The organism is Streptomyces sp. NPDC005898 (assembly GCF_040629635.1).
Classification (GTDB): domain Bacteria; phylum Actinomycetota; class Actinomycetes; order Streptomycetales; family Streptomycetaceae; genus Streptomyces.
The window spans coordinates 382,080-397,299 of record NZ_JBEXWC010000002.1 but is presented as its reverse complement, the minus strand read 5'-3'; the positions used below and the strand labels follow the sequence as shown (position 1 = coordinate 397,299).

General features: G+C 70.2%; 13 protein-coding genes and 1 tRNA gene. 8 read left to right on the top strand and 6 right to left on the bottom strand.

Translation table 11 applies throughout. From position 1 onward, the window contains the following. Positions 1-7 precede the first annotated feature (7 nt). The 6 genes from ABZ385_RS04545 to ABZ385_RS04520 all read left to right on the top strand — a co-directional run bounded on the left by ABZ385_RS04545 (position 8) and on the right by ABZ385_RS04520 (position 4,460). The gene (locus ABZ385_RS04545; protein WP_358909658.1) at positions 8-778 is read left to right on the top strand and encodes a DUF881 domain-containing protein; all 771 of its coding nucleotides are present in this window, start codon (positions 8-10) and stop codon (positions 776-778) included. Between the two features lie 86 nt (positions 779-864). Beyond that, positions 865-1,569: a class E sortase gene (locus ABZ385_RS04540; protein ID WP_358578029.1), complete on the top strand. Its 705-nt coding sequence runs from the start codon at positions 865-867 to the stop codon at positions 1,567-1,569. 28 nt (positions 1,570-1,597) lie between these two features. Next, a complete protein-coding gene (locus ABZ385_RS04535; RefSeq protein WP_358578229.1) occupies positions 1,598-1,786 on the top strand; it encodes a hypothetical protein in 189 nt (62 codons plus the stop codon). Continuing rightward, entirely contained in the window at positions 1,783-2,442 is a 660-nt protein-coding gene (locus ABZ385_RS04530) for an aminodeoxychorismate/anthranilate synthase component II (protein WP_358578026.1), read from the top strand. The genes ABZ385_RS04535 and ABZ385_RS04530 overlap by 4 nt, the downstream gene beginning before the upstream one ends. Then, positions 2,439-3,701: a class E sortase gene (locus tag ABZ385_RS04525; protein ID WP_358909656.1), complete on the top strand. Its 1,263-nt coding sequence runs from the start codon at positions 2,439-2,441 to the stop codon at positions 3,699-3,701. The genes ABZ385_RS04530 and ABZ385_RS04525 overlap by 4 nt, the downstream gene beginning before the upstream one ends. Before the next feature lie 24 nt (positions 3,702-3,725). Continuing rightward, positions 3,726-4,460: a class E sortase gene (locus ABZ385_RS04520; protein ID WP_358578021.1), complete on the top strand. Its 735-nt coding sequence runs from the start codon at positions 3,726-3,728 to the stop codon at positions 4,458-4,460. 84 nt (positions 4,461-4,544) lie between these two features. On the opposite strand, the gene pknB is transcribed toward ABZ385_RS04520, so the two are convergent. The 6 genes from pknB to ABZ385_RS04490 all read right to left on the bottom strand — a co-directional run bounded on the left by pknB (position 4,545) and on the right by ABZ385_RS04490 (position 12,793). Beyond that, positions 4,545-6,593, bottom strand: coding sequence for a Stk1 family PASTA domain-containing Ser/Thr kinase (gene pknB / locus ABZ385_RS04515; RefSeq protein ID WP_358909655.1), 2,049 nt, complete (start codon positions 6,591-6,593; stop codon positions 4,545-4,547). 169 nt (positions 6,594-6,762) lie between these two features. Continuing rightward, positions 6,763-8,226: a penicillin-binding protein 2 gene (locus ABZ385_RS04510; protein WP_358578016.1), complete on the bottom strand. Its 1,464-nt coding sequence runs from the start codon at positions 8,224-8,226 to the stop codon at positions 6,763-6,765. Next, entirely contained in the window at positions 8,223-9,641 is a 1,419-nt protein-coding gene (locus tag ABZ385_RS04505; protein ID WP_358578015.1) for an FtsW/RodA/SpoVE family cell cycle protein, read from the bottom strand. The genes ABZ385_RS04510 and ABZ385_RS04505 overlap by 4 nt, the downstream gene beginning before the upstream one ends. Before the next feature lie 26 nt (positions 9,642-9,667). Further along, positions 9,668-11,218, bottom strand: coding sequence for a Stp1/IreP family PP2C-type Ser/Thr phosphatase (locus tag ABZ385_RS04500; RefSeq protein ID WP_358909653.1), 1,551 nt, complete (start codon positions 11,216-11,218; stop codon positions 9,668-9,670). Between the two features lie 131 nt (positions 11,219-11,349). After that, positions 11,350-11,865, bottom strand: coding sequence for an FHA domain-containing protein (locus ABZ385_RS04495; protein ID WP_358578011.1), 516 nt, complete (start codon positions 11,863-11,865; stop codon positions 11,350-11,352). Positions 11,866-11,875: 10 nt separating this feature from the next. Continuing rightward, on the bottom strand, positions 11,876-12,793 hold the full coding sequence (locus tag ABZ385_RS04490; RefSeq protein WP_358909651.1) for a DUF3662 and FHA domain-containing protein: 918 nt from the start codon (positions 12,791-12,793) through the stop codon (positions 11,876-11,878). A gap of 536 nt (positions 12,794-13,329) precedes the next feature. Between ABZ385_RS04490 and ABZ385_RS04485 the strand changes: the two genes are divergently transcribed. Together ABZ385_RS04485 and ABZ385_RS04480 are read left to right on the top strand one after the other, a co-directional pair. Beyond that, positions 13,330-13,416 (top strand) — tRNA-Leu (locus ABZ385_RS04485). A 195-nt stretch (positions 13,417-13,611) separates the two neighbouring features. Beyond that, positions 13,612-15,066 carry a DUF2252 domain-containing protein gene (locus ABZ385_RS04480; protein WP_358909649.1) on the top strand — a complete coding sequence of 485 codons (1,455 nt, stop codon included), beginning with the start codon at positions 13,612-13,614 and terminating at the stop codon, positions 15,064-15,066. Positions 15,067-15,220 lie beyond the last annotated feature (154 nt).

Sequence of the window (15,220 nt, the reverse complement as noted above, 5' to 3'; positions counted from 1 at the left end):
GGGTACGTTGAGCAATTCTGCCGACCCCCACGAAGGTGCCGGTCGTCGCCCTCGGTGGCGTCCGGTTCGGGTGCTTACGGGTGCCGTTTTCGCGCTCGCCGGCCTGATTTTCTTCACCAGTTTCAACACGGCCAAGGGCACCAACATCCGCACCGACGCCTCCCTGCTGAAACTGTCCGACCTGATCCAGGAGCGCAGCCACAAGAACGGCGCCCTGGATGAGTCCAACGGCTCCCTGCGCGACGACGTCGAGGCGCTCGCCCAGCGCGACGACGGGGGCACCAAGGCCGACGACGCCCGGCTCAAGGCCCTGGAGGAGAACGCCGGCACCAAGGAGCTGCACGGTGAGGCCGTCACGGTCACCCTCGCCGACGCCCCGCCCGACGCGACGCCCAAACTCCCGGGCTACCCCGACCCGCAACCCAACGACCTGGTCATCCACCAGCAGGACCTCCAGGCGGTGGTCAACGCCCTGTGGCAGGGCGGCGCCAAGGGCATCAAGGTCATGGACCAGCGGCTGATCTCCACGAGCGCCGTGCGCTGCGTCGGCAACACCCTGATCCTCCAGGGCCGCGTCTACTCCCCGCCCTACAAGGTGACCGCCGTGGGGAACCCCGACAAGCTCAGGACCGCCCTCGCCGCGTCCCCCGAGATCCAGAACTACATGCTCTACGTGAACGCCTACGGCCTCGGCTGGAAAGTGGACGAGGACGGGACGGTGACTGTTCCCGGCTACTCGGGCACAGTGGATCTCCACTACGCGAAGCCCGTGCGATGACCGGCGGAGCGGTCCCGCGCGACGACCGGCGGAGCCGTGGAGCGGCCGGTGGGCAGCCGAGGAGTAGCCGCCCCTAGGGGGAGCCTGTGTCCGTGCGCGTGATCGTCAGGACGTTCAGCGAGCTGTGCGTGACCGTCGGCACGCTGATCGTGCTCTTCGTGGTGTATGTCCTGTTCTGGACCGGCGTGCGGGCCGACGAGGCCATGGAGCGCCAGATCGACGATCTCCACAGCCGGTGGGCGCGGGGCTCGGCGGCCACGGGGACGGACGGAGCCGAGGGTGGCGGCGGCGAGGCATCCCCGCTGCAGCCCGCCCCCTACAAGGACGGCAAACCGTTCGCCGTCATGTACATCCCGCGGTTCGGTTTCACGTGGAACAAGCCCGTGCTCCAGGGCACCGGTACGGACGTGCTGAAGAAGGGGCTCGGGCACTACGCCGCCACCGCCCGGCTGGGACAGAAGGGCAACTTCGCGGTCGCCGGCCACCGGCGCACCTACGGCGACCCCTTCAAGGACTTCCCGCGGCTGCGGCGCGGTGACGCCGTCGTCCTGACCGACGGCGCGACCTGGTTCACGTACCGCGTCGAGAGGAGGCCCCACAGGACCCTCCCCGGCGACATCGGCGTCATCGCGCCCGTCCCGCGCGCGTCCGGCTTCACGGGCCCCGACCGCTACCTCACCCTGACGACCTGCGAACCGGAGTGGGGACACAGCCACCGGCTGGTCGTCTGGGCCCGACTGGAGGGCACCCGGCCCGTGGAGGCCGGGAAACCGGAGGCACTGCGCCGTTAGTCTGTTGCCGTACGGCGAGAGAGGCCTGTTGCCGTACGCGACCGGAAGGGACGGCATGTACGGCTGGATCTGGCGGCATCTGCCGGGAAACACATGGTTGAGGGCGCTGATCGCTCTGGTGCTCGTCCTCGCGGTGGTCTATGTGCTGTTCCAGTACGTCTTCCCCTGGGCCGAACCGCTGCTCCCCTTCAACGACGTCACGGTGGACGGCCAGTGAGCGCCCCCGGCGGCGCCCGCCGCACACGCGTCCTGGTCGTGGACAACTACGACAGCTTCGTCTTCAACCTCGTCCAGTACCTGTACCAGCTGGGGGCCGAGTGCGAGGTGCTGCGCAACGACGAGGTCGAGCTGCGGCACGCGCAGGACGGCTTCGACGGCGTCCTGCTCTCGCCCGGACCCGGCACCCCGGAGCAGGCGGGCGTCTGCGTCGAGATGGTGCGCCACTGCGCCGCGACCGGCGTGCCCGTCTTCGGGGTCTGCCTCGGCATGCAGTCCATGGCGGTGGCGTACGGCGGCGTGGTGGACCGGGCCCCGGAGCTCCTGCACGGCAAGACCTCGCTCGTACGCCATGAGGGCAAGGGCGTCTTCGCCGGCCTGCCGTCGCCCTTCACCGCGACCCGCTACCACTCCCTGGCGGCGGAGCCCGCCACCGTCCCGGCCGAGCTGGAGGTCACCGCGCGTACGGAGGACGGCATCATCATGGGCCTGCGCCATCGGGAGCTGGCGGTCGAAGGCGTGCAGTTCCACCCGGAGTCCGTGCTGACCGAGCACGGCCACCTCATGCTCGCCAACTGGCTGGTGGAGTGCGGCGACACCGGCGCCGTCGCGCGATCGAGCGGGCTCGCCCCGGTGGTGGGCAGGGCCACGGCGTGACGGCCCCGCGCCCCGAGCCGGGCCCCTCCGAGGCCCCGTACGGCGCGAGTGGCGCGCCCGGGGACGGGGGCGCTCGCGCGCACGGGGACGCGGAGACACTGGAGGAAGCGGTCGATCACCTGGCCGACCCGCTGACCGATCCGCTGCCCGGCCCCCGGCCCGGGGACCACCCCTCTCCGTGGTTCCGCAGCGCGATTGCCGAGCCGCAGCGCGTGCCCGCTCCCGAGCCCCTGGCGGAGCCGCCACGCGCGCCCGGGCCCACGGCGGCCCCCGCCCCCAGGGTGGTGCCCCAGCGCGCGCCTGAACCCACGTACGAGCAGCTGTACGGCGGTTACGCCCCCGAGCCGATAGCCGATGACGAGACGGTGGGCCTGCGGACCGCCGACACGCGCCGCGCGCCGCAGACCGGGGGCGGGCCCGAGCCCGCCGGCTCCACCGGGGGCAGCCCCGGGCTCCCGCACCCCGCCGAGGGCAGGGCCGCCCGCCGCAAGGCCGCGAGGAAGGGCGGCGCGCGCCCCGCACCGCCCCGGCCCGGCGGGGCCCCGCTCTCGCGGGTGGAGGCCCGACGCGCGGAGCGCGCCCGCAGGCCCTCGCCCGGCGCGGTGATCAGCCGTGGGCTCGGCGAAGTCTTCATCACCGTAGGCGTGTTGCTGTTGCTGTTCGTCGCCTACCAGCTGTGGTGGACGAACATAAGGGCCCAGCAGCAGGCGGACGGCGCCGCCCACGCGCTGCAGCGGGAGTGGGCGAAGGGGGAGGGCAGGCCGGGTGCTTTCGAGCCGGGCCAGGGCTTCGCGCTCCTGCACATCCCGAAGCTGGACGTCGTCGTGCCGGTCGCCGAGGGCATCGACAAGCAGAAGGTCCTCGACCGCGGCATGGTCGGCCACTACGACAAGGGCGCCACCAAGACCGCGATGCCGGACGCGGAGAAGGGCAACTTCGCGCTGGCCGGCCACCGCAACACCCACGGCGAGCCGTTCCGCTACATCAACCGCCTGGAGCCGGGCGACCCCATCGTCGTCGAGACGCGGGACACGTACTACGTCTACAAGATGGCAAGCATCCTGCCGCAGACGAACCCCGGAAACATCAGTGTGATCAGCCCCGTGCCGCCGGGCTCCGGCTTCACGAAACCCGGCCGCTACATCACACTGACCACCTGCACCCCGGAGTTCACCAGCAAGTACCGGATGATCGTCTGGGGCAAGATGGCCGAGGAACGGCCGCGCGGCAAGGGCAAGCCGAGCGTGCTCGTCAACTAGAAGTGTGAGAACGGGGCGGAACCAGTGGCAGCCACGACCGAAGACGACGAGAAGCAGGCCGAGGCGGCCCCGGCGCCCCCACCGCGCCGCCGGGGCCGCGGTCCCCTCGCCACGGCGGTCAGCGTCTTCGGGGAACTCCTCATCACCGCGGGCCTGGTCCTCGGCCTCTTCGTCGTCTACTCCCTGTGGTGGACCAACGTCGTCGCCGACCGCGAGGCGCACCAGCAGGGCGAGAAGGTGCGCGACCGGTGGGCGGGCGGTCCGGGCAGCGTCGACACCAAGGGCGGCATCGGCTTCCTGCACGTACCCGCGATGGGCAACGGCGAGATCCTGGTCAAACCGGGCACCGACAGCAAGCGCCTCAACGACGGCGTCGCCGGCTACTACAAGAAGCCGATCAAGTCCGCCCTGCCCCAGGACAAGAAGGGCAACTTCACGCTGGCCGCGCACCGCGACGGGCACGGCGCGAAGTTCCACAAGATCGACAAGATCAAGAAGGGCGACGCGATCGTCTTCGAGTCGCGGGACAAGTGGTACGTCTACAAGGTCTACGAGACGCTGCCCGAGACCTCGAAGTACAACGTGAAGGTCCTGGACCCCATCCCCAGGGAATCGGGCGTCAAGCACTCCGGGCGCTACATCACGCTGACGACCTGCACGCCCGTCTACACCTCCACCTACCGCTACGTCGTGTGGGGCGAGCTGGAGCGGATCGATGACGTCGACAGCAAGCGGACGCCTCCACCGGAGCTGCAGTGACGCTGCCCCAGGGCGGGTACGACGAAGCCCCGGTCGCCGCTGAGCGGTGACCGGGGCTTCGTTCACGCGGCCGGTGGGCCGGGGTCAGTCCTCGTCGCGGTTCGAGCCCCAGTGGGAGTCCCGGTGGGAGTCGCGCTGCGACAGGCCGCCGAGGAAGCCGCCGCCGTCGTCCCCGCCGCCGATTCCGCCGTCGTCGTTCCCGCCGTTCCCGCCGTTTCCGCCGCCGCCCGCGGTGGTCAGGTTGACCGCCGAGCCGGGATCGACCTTCTCGCCCGCGTTGGGCGTGGAGAGGACCACGAGGGCGTCGTCGTCCTGCGGGCCGGTGATGGTGCCGACCGAGAGGCCGGCGTCCTCGATGGCCTTACGGGCGTCCTTCAGCTTCTGGCCGGTCAGCGGCGGGACGGTGGTCTCCTCCGGCTTCTTGGCGACCTGGACGGTCACCGTGGAGCCGGGGTCGGCCGAGGTGCCCGCGGTGGGTGTGGTCTGGATGACCTTGCCCTCCGCGACCTCGTCGCTGGCCACGTCCTGACGCTGGGGAACGAGGTTGTTGTCCTCGATCTGCTTCTTCGCCTCGGCCCAGGTCTTGCCGACCACGCTGGGCACGACGGACTGCGCCTTCTTCTTGGCGACGGTGAGGGTGATCTTGCTGCCCTTTTGGACCTCGGTCCCGAACGTCGGGTCCTGTTCGAGCACCGTGCCCGGCTCCTCGGTGGACTCCCGGGACTCGGTCTCCACCTTGAACTGGTACTTGTCGCCCCGCAGCTTCTCCGTGGCGTCCTCGACGTCCGTGCTGATGACGTTCGGCACCGCGACCTTGGGCGCACCGGTCGACACCGTCACCGTGATGGTGTCGCCCTTCTCGACCTCGGTGTCCGCCCCGGGGTCCTGCTCGCAGATCTCGCCCTTCGGGTACTTGGCGCACGGCTCGTGCTTGCCGACCTCCAGTTTGAGCCCGACGTTGGCGACCGACTCCTTGGCCTCACCGAGCTTCTCGCCGACGAGGTTCGGCGCCTTCGTCGCGCTGTCGGCGCCGTCCCCGCTGAACGCCACCTTCCCGATGAGGATCGCCCCCACCAGGACGAGGACGCCCGCGATGATCAGCAGCCACGTCGACGTGTTGTTCTTCTTCTGCCGGCGGCCGTGGCCGGTCTCGTCGTAGCCGCCGTCGTCGGGGCCGACCGGCGGCATCATGGACGTGTGGCCGCCACCGGTGTGCGGGTGCAGCATCGCGGTCTGCTGGTCGTCCGGGTGGCCGTAGCCGACCGCGCCCATGGCGGCGGTGGCCGCGACGGGCTGGCCGTCCAGACACGCCTCGATGTCGGCGCGCATCTCGTCGGCCGACTGGTAGCGGTAGTCGGGGTCCTTGGTGAGGGCCTTCAGGACGATGGCGTCCATCTCCGGAGTGATCTCTCCGTCGAAGACGCTCGGGGCCTGCGGCTCCTCACGTACGTGCTGGTAGGCGACGGCGACCGGGGAGTCGCCGACGAACGGCGGCCGGACGGTGAGCAGCTCGTAGAGCAGACAGCCGGTGGAGTAGAGGTCGGAACGGGCGTCCACCTGCTCGCCCTTGGCCTGCTCCGGGGACAGGTACTGGGCCGTGCCGATCACCGCGGCGGTCTGCGTCATCGTCATGCCGGAGTCGCCCATGGCGCGGGCGATGCCGAAGTCCATGACCTTGACCTGGCCGTTGCGCGTCAGCATGACGTTCGCGGGCTTGATGTCGCGGTGGACGATGCCGTTGCGGTGGGAGTACTCCAGGGCCTGGAGGATGCCGATCGTCATCTCCATGGCCCGCTCCGGCAGCAGCTTGCGGCCGGAGTGAAGGAGCTCGCGCAGCGTGGAGCCGTCGACGTACTCCATCACGATGTACGGGATGGAGACCCCGTCGACGTAGTCCTCGCCGGTGTCGTAGACCGCGACGATCGCCGGGTGGTTGAGCGAGGCGGCCGACTGGGCCTCACGGCGGAACCGGGCCTGGAACGACGGATCGCGGGCCAGGTCGACCCGCAGCGTCTTCACCGCCACGGTGCGTCCGAGGCGGGTGTCGTGCGCGAGGTAGACCTCCGCCATCCCACCACGGCCTAGCACCTGGCCCAGCTCGTACCGGCCGCCGAGGCGACGCGGCTCTTCCATAGCTAATCCAGCCCTCTCCGTCGGTCCCCGACCGCACCTTTGTGTGGTCCGGCGGTGTGCTGTCCGGGCATACGGTACCCGGCTCGACTTACGTGACCCGGACGTGACCGTCAGCCGATACCGGACCGGTACCGCAACGTGCACCGATGTCGAGTGGCCGTGACGGGCGTCACTTCTTGCTCTTGATGACCGCTTCCATCACGTCCCTGGCGATGGGGGCGGCGAGCCCGCCACCGGAGATGTCACCCCGGTCCGCGGCACTGTCCTCGACCACCACGGCGACGGCGACCGGCGAGCCCGAGTCCGTCTTGGCGTACGAGATGAACCAGGCGTAGGGGTTCTTGCTGTTCGCCACGCCGTGCTGGGCCGTACCCGTCTTGCCACCGACGGTGACGCCGGGGATCTGCGCCCTGGTTCCCGTGCCCGACTTGACGACCGTCTCCATCATTTCCTGGAGCTTTTGGGCGTTCTCCTTCGAGAGCGGCTCGCTCATCTCCTTGGGCGAGTGCTTCTCGATGACGTCGAGGTTGCGGGCCTGCAGCTCGCTGACCATGTACGGCTCCATGAGCGTGCCGTCGTTGGCGATCGCGGAGGCGACCATGGCCATCTGCAGGGGCGTGGCGGCGGTCTCGAACTGGCCGATGGAGGACAGCGCGGTCTGCGGCTTGTCCATGTCCTCGGGGAAGTTCGAGGCGTTGGAGCGGACCGGGACGAACTGCTCGGAGTTGAACCCGAACTTCTTCGCCGTCTCCAGCATCTTGTCCTTGCCGAGATCGGCGCCGATCTTGCCGAAGACGGTGTTGCAGGAGACCCGCAGCGCCTCACGCAGCGAGGCGTTCTTGCAGGGCAGGTCGCCCTCGTTCTTCAGCTGGGTCGTGGTGTTCGGCATGGTCCACGGCAGCGGCGAGCGCGTCTTGCCGTCGATGCTGTCGTACAGGCCGTGCTCCAGGGCGGCCGCCGCCGTGACGACCTTGAAGGTGGAGCCGGGCGGGTAGGTCTCGCGCAGCGCGCGGTTGACCAGCGGCTTGTCCTTGTCCTTGTCGAGCTCCAGGAACTTCTCGGCCTCGGCGTTGGTGTTGCCCGCGAAGTCACCGGGGTCGTACGAAGGGGTGGAGGCCAGCGCGAGGATCGCGCCCGTGGAGGGGTCGATGGCGGCCACCGCGCCCTTGCCGCGGCCCTTCAGGCCCTCGTAGGCGGCCTTCTGCGCCGCTCCGTCGAGGGTGGTGACGACGTTGCCGCCCTCCTTCTTCTCGCCGGTCAGCATGTCGAGCGTGCGACGGAAGAAGAGCCGGTCGTCGTTGCCGGTCAGGATGCCGTCGTCGATGTTCTCCAGCTGGCTGGCGCCGATGCGCTGCGAGGAGTAACCCGTGATGGGGGCCCACATGGGCCCGTTCTTCCAGGTGCGCTTGTACTTCAGGTCGCTGCCCGGGGTGGCCTTGGAGCCGGTGATCGGCTTGCCGTCCACGATGATGTCGCCGCGCGGCTGGGAGTAGCGCTCGATGGTGACGCGGCGGTTCTTCTCGTGCTTGGCCAGGGAGTCGGCCTGCACGTACTGGAGCCAGTTGTCCCGGGCCAGCAGGGCGAGGACGAGCAGCCCACAGAAGATCGCGATCCGGCGCAGGGGCTTGTTCACGGTCGGACCACCTGGGTCATTTCGGCGTCGGGGTTCGGGGCGGGGGACGGGGCGGGACGGCGCGCGGTGTCGCTGATCCGGATCAGGATGCCGACCAGGGCCCAGTTGGCGATGACGGAGGAACCGCCGTTCGCGAGGAACGGCATAGTCATACCGGTGAGCGGGATGAGGCCCATGACACCGCCGGACACGACGAACACCTGGATGGCGAAGGCTCCGGAGAGGCCGATCGCGAGGAGCTTGCCGAACGGGTCGCGGGCGGCGAGCGCCGTGCGGACGCCGCGCTCCACGATCAGGCCGTAGATCAGCAGGATCGCCATGACGCCGGCCAGCCCCATCTCCTCGCCGAAGGTGGCGAGGATGAAGTCGGAGTTGGCGGCGAAGCCGATGAGGTCGGAGTGGCCCTGACCGAGGCCGGTGCCAAGGACACCGCCGGAGCCGAAGGCCATCAGGGACTGGGCGATCTGGTCGGTCTGCGCCAGCGTCTCGGGCGCGAACGGGTTCAGCCAGGCGTCCACGCGCTGTTGCACGTGCGGCTCGAAGGTGGCCACGCCGACGGCGCCGACGGCGGACATCAGCAGACCGAACACGATCCAGCTGGTGCGCTCCGTGGCGACGTACAGCATCACGACGAACATGCCGAAGAACAGCAGCGACGTACCGAGGTCGGTCTCGAAGACCAGGATGAGGATCGACATCGCCCACACGACGACGATCGGACCGAGGTCGCGCCCGCGCGGCAGGTACAGCCCCATGAAGCGGCGGCTGGCCAGCGCGAGAGCGTCCCGCTTCACCATGAGATAGCCGGCGAAGAAGATCGCGATGACGATCTTCGCGAACTCACCGGGCTGGATGGAGAAGCCGCCGACGCTGATCCAGATCTTGGCGCCGAAGATGTTCATGCCGAGGCCCGGCACGAGGGGCAGCAGCAGCAGGACCAGGGCGCCGACCATGGAGATGTACGTGTACCGCTGGAGGACGCGGTGGTCCTTGAGCAGCATGAGCACGGCCACGAAGAGCGCGATGCCGATGGCCGAGTACATCAGCTGCTTGGGCGCCGACGGGCTGAACGAGCCCGTGGCGGCCTTGGCGAGCTGTTGCAGCTTCTCCGACTGGTCCAGGCGCCAGATGACCACCAGCCCGAGGCCGTTGAGCAGCGTGGCGAGCGGCAGCAGGAGCGGGTCGGCGTACGCCGCGAACCGGCGCACCACGATGTGGCCCACCGCGGCGAGGAGCCCGATGCCCAGGCCGTAGCCGAGCATGCCGGACGGCAGTTCACCGTCGAGCGCGAGGCCGACGTTGATGTAGGCGAACAACGGGATGACGACCGCGAAAGCGAGCAGCGCGAGCTCGGTGTTGCGCCGGCTCGGCGCCCCGATCGCGCCGATCGTCGACGTGTGTGTAGTACTGCTCATGGCGTGCAGAGGCCCCCAACGGCTGCTTACTGCTTACCGCACAGCGGGACCAGCTTCTGCTCATCCTCGGAGAGGCTGGGGCCGGGTGTGGGAGTCGGTGCGGTCTTGGACTTGTTCTTGTCGGTCGTGCTGTTCTTGTCGTTCTTGCCGGCCGGGCCGGACGGGTCGGTGGTGGGGTCGTCGCCCGGGGCCTTGGTCAGGCCGGTCGTGCCGCCCGCCTCGCCCTCGCCGGCCCTGGCGCTGTTCTCGCGCTCCACCTTGCGGCGCTCGGCGTCCTTCCGGCACGCGGAGGCCTGCAGACCCAGCTCCTCGATCTTGCTCGTGGCCTCGTCGAAGTTGCCCTCGGCGATGGTGGCCTCGACCTGCTTGCGCTGGTACGGCGGCAGGTACTTGAGTTCGATCTCGGGGTGGTCCTTCTCCACCTTCGACAGGCTGACCCAGGCGAGATCCTGGTCGATGCCCCGGTAGAGCGCGATGTGCTCGTCCTTCGTGCCCACGAAGTACTGGGTCTGCGTCCAGCGGTACCCGCCGTAGAGCCCGCCGCCGATGATGGCGAGGGCGAGCACGGTGTAGAGCGATCTCTTGATCCACTTGCGGCCGCCGCGGGGCTTGACGAAGTCCTCGTCGTCGTACGCCCCGAAGCCGCCCTCGGGGACGTACCCCGTGGAGTCACCGCTGCCGGGCGGGCCGAAGCCGCCGCCCGAGGACTGGGGCGGCACCGGGCGGCCGAGCCCGGAGGCGCGGCCGGCGGGCGTCTGCATGGCGCCGTCGTCCTGCGCCTGGAGCTGGTTCTCGGCGACCGCGCCGACCACCACGGGGGTGTCGGACAGCTGGCCGGCGAGGGTGTCGCCGCTGTCGATGTCCAGGACGTCGGCGACGATCACGGTGATGTTGTCGGGGCCGCCGCCGCGCAGCGCGAGCTGGATCAGCTCCTGCACGGTCTCCTGCGGGCCCTGGTAGGAGGCGAGGGTGTCCTCCATGGTCTGGTGCGAGACGACACCGGAGAGGCCGTCGGAGCAGATCAGGTACCGGTCGCCGGCGCGGACCTCGCGGATGGACAGGTCCGGCTCCACGTGGTCGCCGCTGCCCAGCGCGCGCATCAGCAGGGAGCGCTGCGGGTGGGTGGTGGCCTCTTCCTCGGTGATGCGGCCCTCGTCCACGAGGCGCTGCACCCAGGTGTGGTCCTGGGTGATCTGCGTGAGCACGCCGTCGCGCAGGAGGTACGCGCGGGAGTCGCCGACATGGACGAGGCCGAGGCGCTGACCCGTCCACAGGAGGGCGGTCAGGGTCGTCCCCATGCCCTCCAGCTGGGGGTCCTCCTCGACCATCAGCCGCAGCTGGTCGTTGGCCCGCTGCACGGCCGTGCCGAGCGACGTCAGGATGTCCGAACCGGGCACGTCGTCATCGAGCGTGACGAGCGTCGTGATGACCTCGGAGCTGGCCACCTCACCCGCGGCCTGGCCCCCCATGCCGTCGGCGATGGCGAGGAGACGGGGGCCGGCGTAACCGGAGTCCTCGTTCCCCTCCCGGATCATGCCTTTGTGCGATCCGGCGGCGAAGCGCAAAGACAGACTCATGCGCACCTCGCCCGTCGGCTCCGGGTACATCCGCACGGTGCCCACCCTCCGGTCGGGAGCGCGCCGGCGTCCAGTGCCTGGACAGCCGCTTCGGCTCGCTCGCTCCGCTCGCGCTCTTTCATGACGTAGCACTACTTCCGCAGCTCGATGACGGTCTTGCCGATGCGGATCGCCGTGCCCAGCGGAATGGGCGTCGGGGTGGTGAGTCGGGTCCGGTCGAGATACGTGCCGTTGGTGGACCCGAGATCCTCGACGATCCACTGGCCGTCCCGGTCCGGGTAGATCCTGGCATGCCTGCTGGAGGCGTAGTCGTCGTCCAGCACGATCGTCGAATCGTGTGCACGGCCCAGCGTGATGGTCTGGCCCTGCAGCGCGACCGTCGTTCCGGCGAGGATGCCCTCGGAGACGACGAGCTTGCTCGGGGCGCCGCGGCGCTGGCGGCCGCCGCCGCTCTGCTGCTGGCGCTGTTGCGGAGGCGCGGCCTGTTGCGCCCGGGCGGCCTGCTGGGGCCGCTCTCGGCGCGAACCGCGCTGTGTGACGCGCGTTCCGAACAGGTCGCTGCGGATGACCTGGACGGCCACGATCACGAACAGCCACAGAACGGCTAGGAAACCTAGCCGCATGACCGTCAGGGTCAGCTCTGACATTGCCCCCGCTTCACCCTTCGGCTTGCCGGTAAACGATGGTGGTTTGGCCCACGACGATCCGCGAGCCGTCGCGGAGCGTAGCGCGGGTGGTGTGCTGCCCGTCTACCACGATGCCGTTGGTAGACCCGAGATCCTGGATCGTCGAGGGCGTTCCGGTCCGGATCTCACAGTGCCGGCGCGATACGCCGGGGTCGTCGATCCGCACATCGGCGTCGGTGCTGCGTCCCAGCACCAGCGTCGGGCGGGAGATCTGATGGCGATTGCCGTTGATCTCGATCCAGCGCCGCACCTGGGCGCCCGGGAGCGGTCCGGCGCCGGGGACCGGGGGTCTGGCCGCCGCCGGGGACGGGGCGCCGGGGCGACCCGCGCCGGGCGGTGGTGCCGCCGGCATGGGAGGCGCCCCGCCGGGGGCGCCGGAAGAGGACTGCGGATAGCCATAGCCGCCGCCCGCGCCACGGCCCGGGGCCACGGTGCCGGGACCCGCGCCGCCGGGGCCGGGGCCCGCGCCGCCGGGGCCGGGGCCCGCGGTGGCCTGCTCGGGAGACTGGGAGGTGCTGGAGGCGAGCGTGCGGCTGCGGACGCGGTACAGGCCGGTGTCGAGGTCCTCGGCCTTCTCCAGATGGACCTTGATGGGCCCCATGAAGCTGTAGCGCTGCTGCTTGGCGTAGTCGCGCACCATGCCGGAGAGCTCGTCGCCGAGCTGGCCGGAGTAGGGGCTCAGGCGCTCGAAGTCGGGGGCGCTGAGCTCCACGATGAAGTCATTGGGGACGACCGTCCGCTCGCGGTTCCAGATCGTCGCGTTGTTGTCGCACTCCCGCTGGAGGGCGCCGGCGATCTCGACGGGCTGGACCTCGGACTTGAACACCTTGGCGAAGGTGCCGTTGACCAGACCTTCAAGTCGCTGTTCGAACTTCTTCAGGACTCCCATGGGGCACCTCCTCCGTCGTAGTCATCCTGGTACTGCTTACTGATCGTATCCACGCGCCGGGAAATCGGCTGGTTCCCCCTGTCTGCCCGGTCGGTGAGTGTCGCCTCTCACAAGGCATGCCCGCACCAGGCGTCAGGGATCCCCCCAGGGCCCCTGACGAGGCCCTGATTTCCGGATCCGCAAACCCTTCCGGGCAGTTGCTCGCGACGCATGCTGAGTCTCCTCTTGCAGGGATCGTAGAGGTGGCCCCGAGCCAGTGTCCCGCACCTGGCTGTGGACCTTCGCGTGCTCCGGTCCCGGGGATGGGCGAGGGCGGGCCGGGCCGGGCGGGCGGGAGCACGGTCCAGGGGGACAGGTCCGGTGCCGGCCCGGGCGCGGCCCCGGGCGTGGCCTGGGCCCCGGCACGGTCCGAGAGCGGATCCCTTGGCAGGTGCCCGCCGAATACGGATGTGAATCCACCGTCCGCACCGTGCTAATCTTCTGGATGTCGGCAGGCGCTCGCACCACACAGTGAGAGACCCAAAGACAACACCCATGCGCGGGTGGCGGAATAGGCAGACGCGCTGGATTCAGGTTCCAGTGCCCGAAAGGGCGTGGGGGTTCAACTCCCCCCTCGCGCACCATGAGGAAGCGGTCCTCCTCCGGACGAAAGTCCGGAGGAGGACCGCTTCTTTTTGTGCCCGTGTGCATGCTCGGGTCCGCCTCTGCGGCTCGCGGTGATCTATGTCACCGAAGTTATCCACAGGCTCTGACGGGAGTCGGCGCGCGGCGGTACTTTCGAGGCCAGGTTCGGCGAGCGGACGGCGGGGGCGATGGGCATGGCGGAACTCGGGAAGGCGCTGGTGCGCCGAGGGCCAGGGCAGGGACAGCGGCGGGGGAAGAGGATTCCGCAGGTGCCGGGGTTCGCGCCGTGGCCCGGGCAGGGGTCGCCCAAGCGCGAGGGCAAGGCGTTGCGGGGGCGCGTCCCCCGCTCGATGCACGCGGGGTTCGAGGCGGGGTCGGGGCGCCCCGACCCCGTGGCGGCCGTGGAGGAGTCGAATCGCACCCGGCTCCCGGAGCTGGTGCCGATCCGGGTCGGCAGGATGACCGCCTCCCCCTTCGCTTTCCTGCGGGGGGCCGCGGGACTCATGGCGTACGACCTCGCGCGGGCCCCGCTGACCGGGATCGGTACGCAGATATGCGGGGACGCCCACGCGGCGAACTTCGGGCTGTACGGGGACGCGCGGGGCGGCCTCGTCATCGACCTCAACGACTTCGACGAGACGGTGCACGGCCCCTGGGAGTGGGACCTGAAGCGCCTGGCCACCTCCCTGGTGCTCGCCGGCCGCGAGGCGGGCGCGAGTGAGGCGGTCTGCGCGGACGCCGCCCTGGACGCGGCGGGGTCCTACCGCCGCACCATGCGGCTCCTGGCGAAGCTCCCGGCCCTGGACGCGTGGAACGCCATCGCGGACGAGGAACTGGTCTCGCACGCGGATGCCCGCGACCTCCTCGGCACGCTCCAGCGGGTCTCGGACAAGGCCCGGCAGAACACGAGCGCCCGGTTCGCCGCCAAGTCGACGGAGCGGGTCGAGGACAACGACGGCTCCGTGGGGCGGCGTTTCGTGGACGCGCCGCCCGTGCTGCGGCGTGTGAAGGACGCGGAGGCCGCCTCGGTGGCCGCGTCCCTCGAGGAGTACCTGGAGACGGTCTCCGAGGACCGGCTGCCGCTGCTCGGGCGGTATGCGGTCCAGGACGTGGCCTTCCGCGTCGTGGGCACGGGCAGCGTCGGCCTGCGGTCGTACGTGGTGCTGTTGCTCGACCACCGGGGCGAGCCCCTGGTGCTCCAGGTCAAGGAGGCGCGTTCCTCCGCCTTGCTGCCGCATCTGCCCGCGGCGGGCTTCAAGGAGCCCCAGAGCGCGCACGAAGGGCAGCGGGTGGTGGGCGGCCAGAAGCGGATGCAGGTCGTCAGCGACTTCCTGCTCGGGTGGACGACGGTGGACGGACTGCCGTTCCAGGTGCGTCAGTTCAGGAACCGCAAGGGCAGCGTGGACCCGGCGGCGCTGACCGCCGACCAGCTGGACGACTACGCCCGCATGACCGGCGCCCTGCTGGCCCGCGCGCACGCGCACGGCGCCGATCCGCGCCTGATAGCCGGGTACTGCGGCAAGAGCGACAAGCTGGACGTGGCGATAGCGCGCTTCGCGACGGCGTACGCGGACCGCACGGAGGCGGACCACGCGTCGCTGGCGCGGGCCGTCAAGGAGGGGCGGGTGGCCGCGGAGACGGGGGTGTGAGGCGGACCGGGCCGAGTGCTGCCGGTGCGGTGGCCGGTGCGCTTCCGGGTGCGGCACTCGGTGCGGTGGAGGGTGCGTTTCCGGGTGCGGCATCCGGTGCGGTGGAGGGTGCGTATCTGGGGGCAGCATCCGGTGCGGGGACGGTGCGTTATCG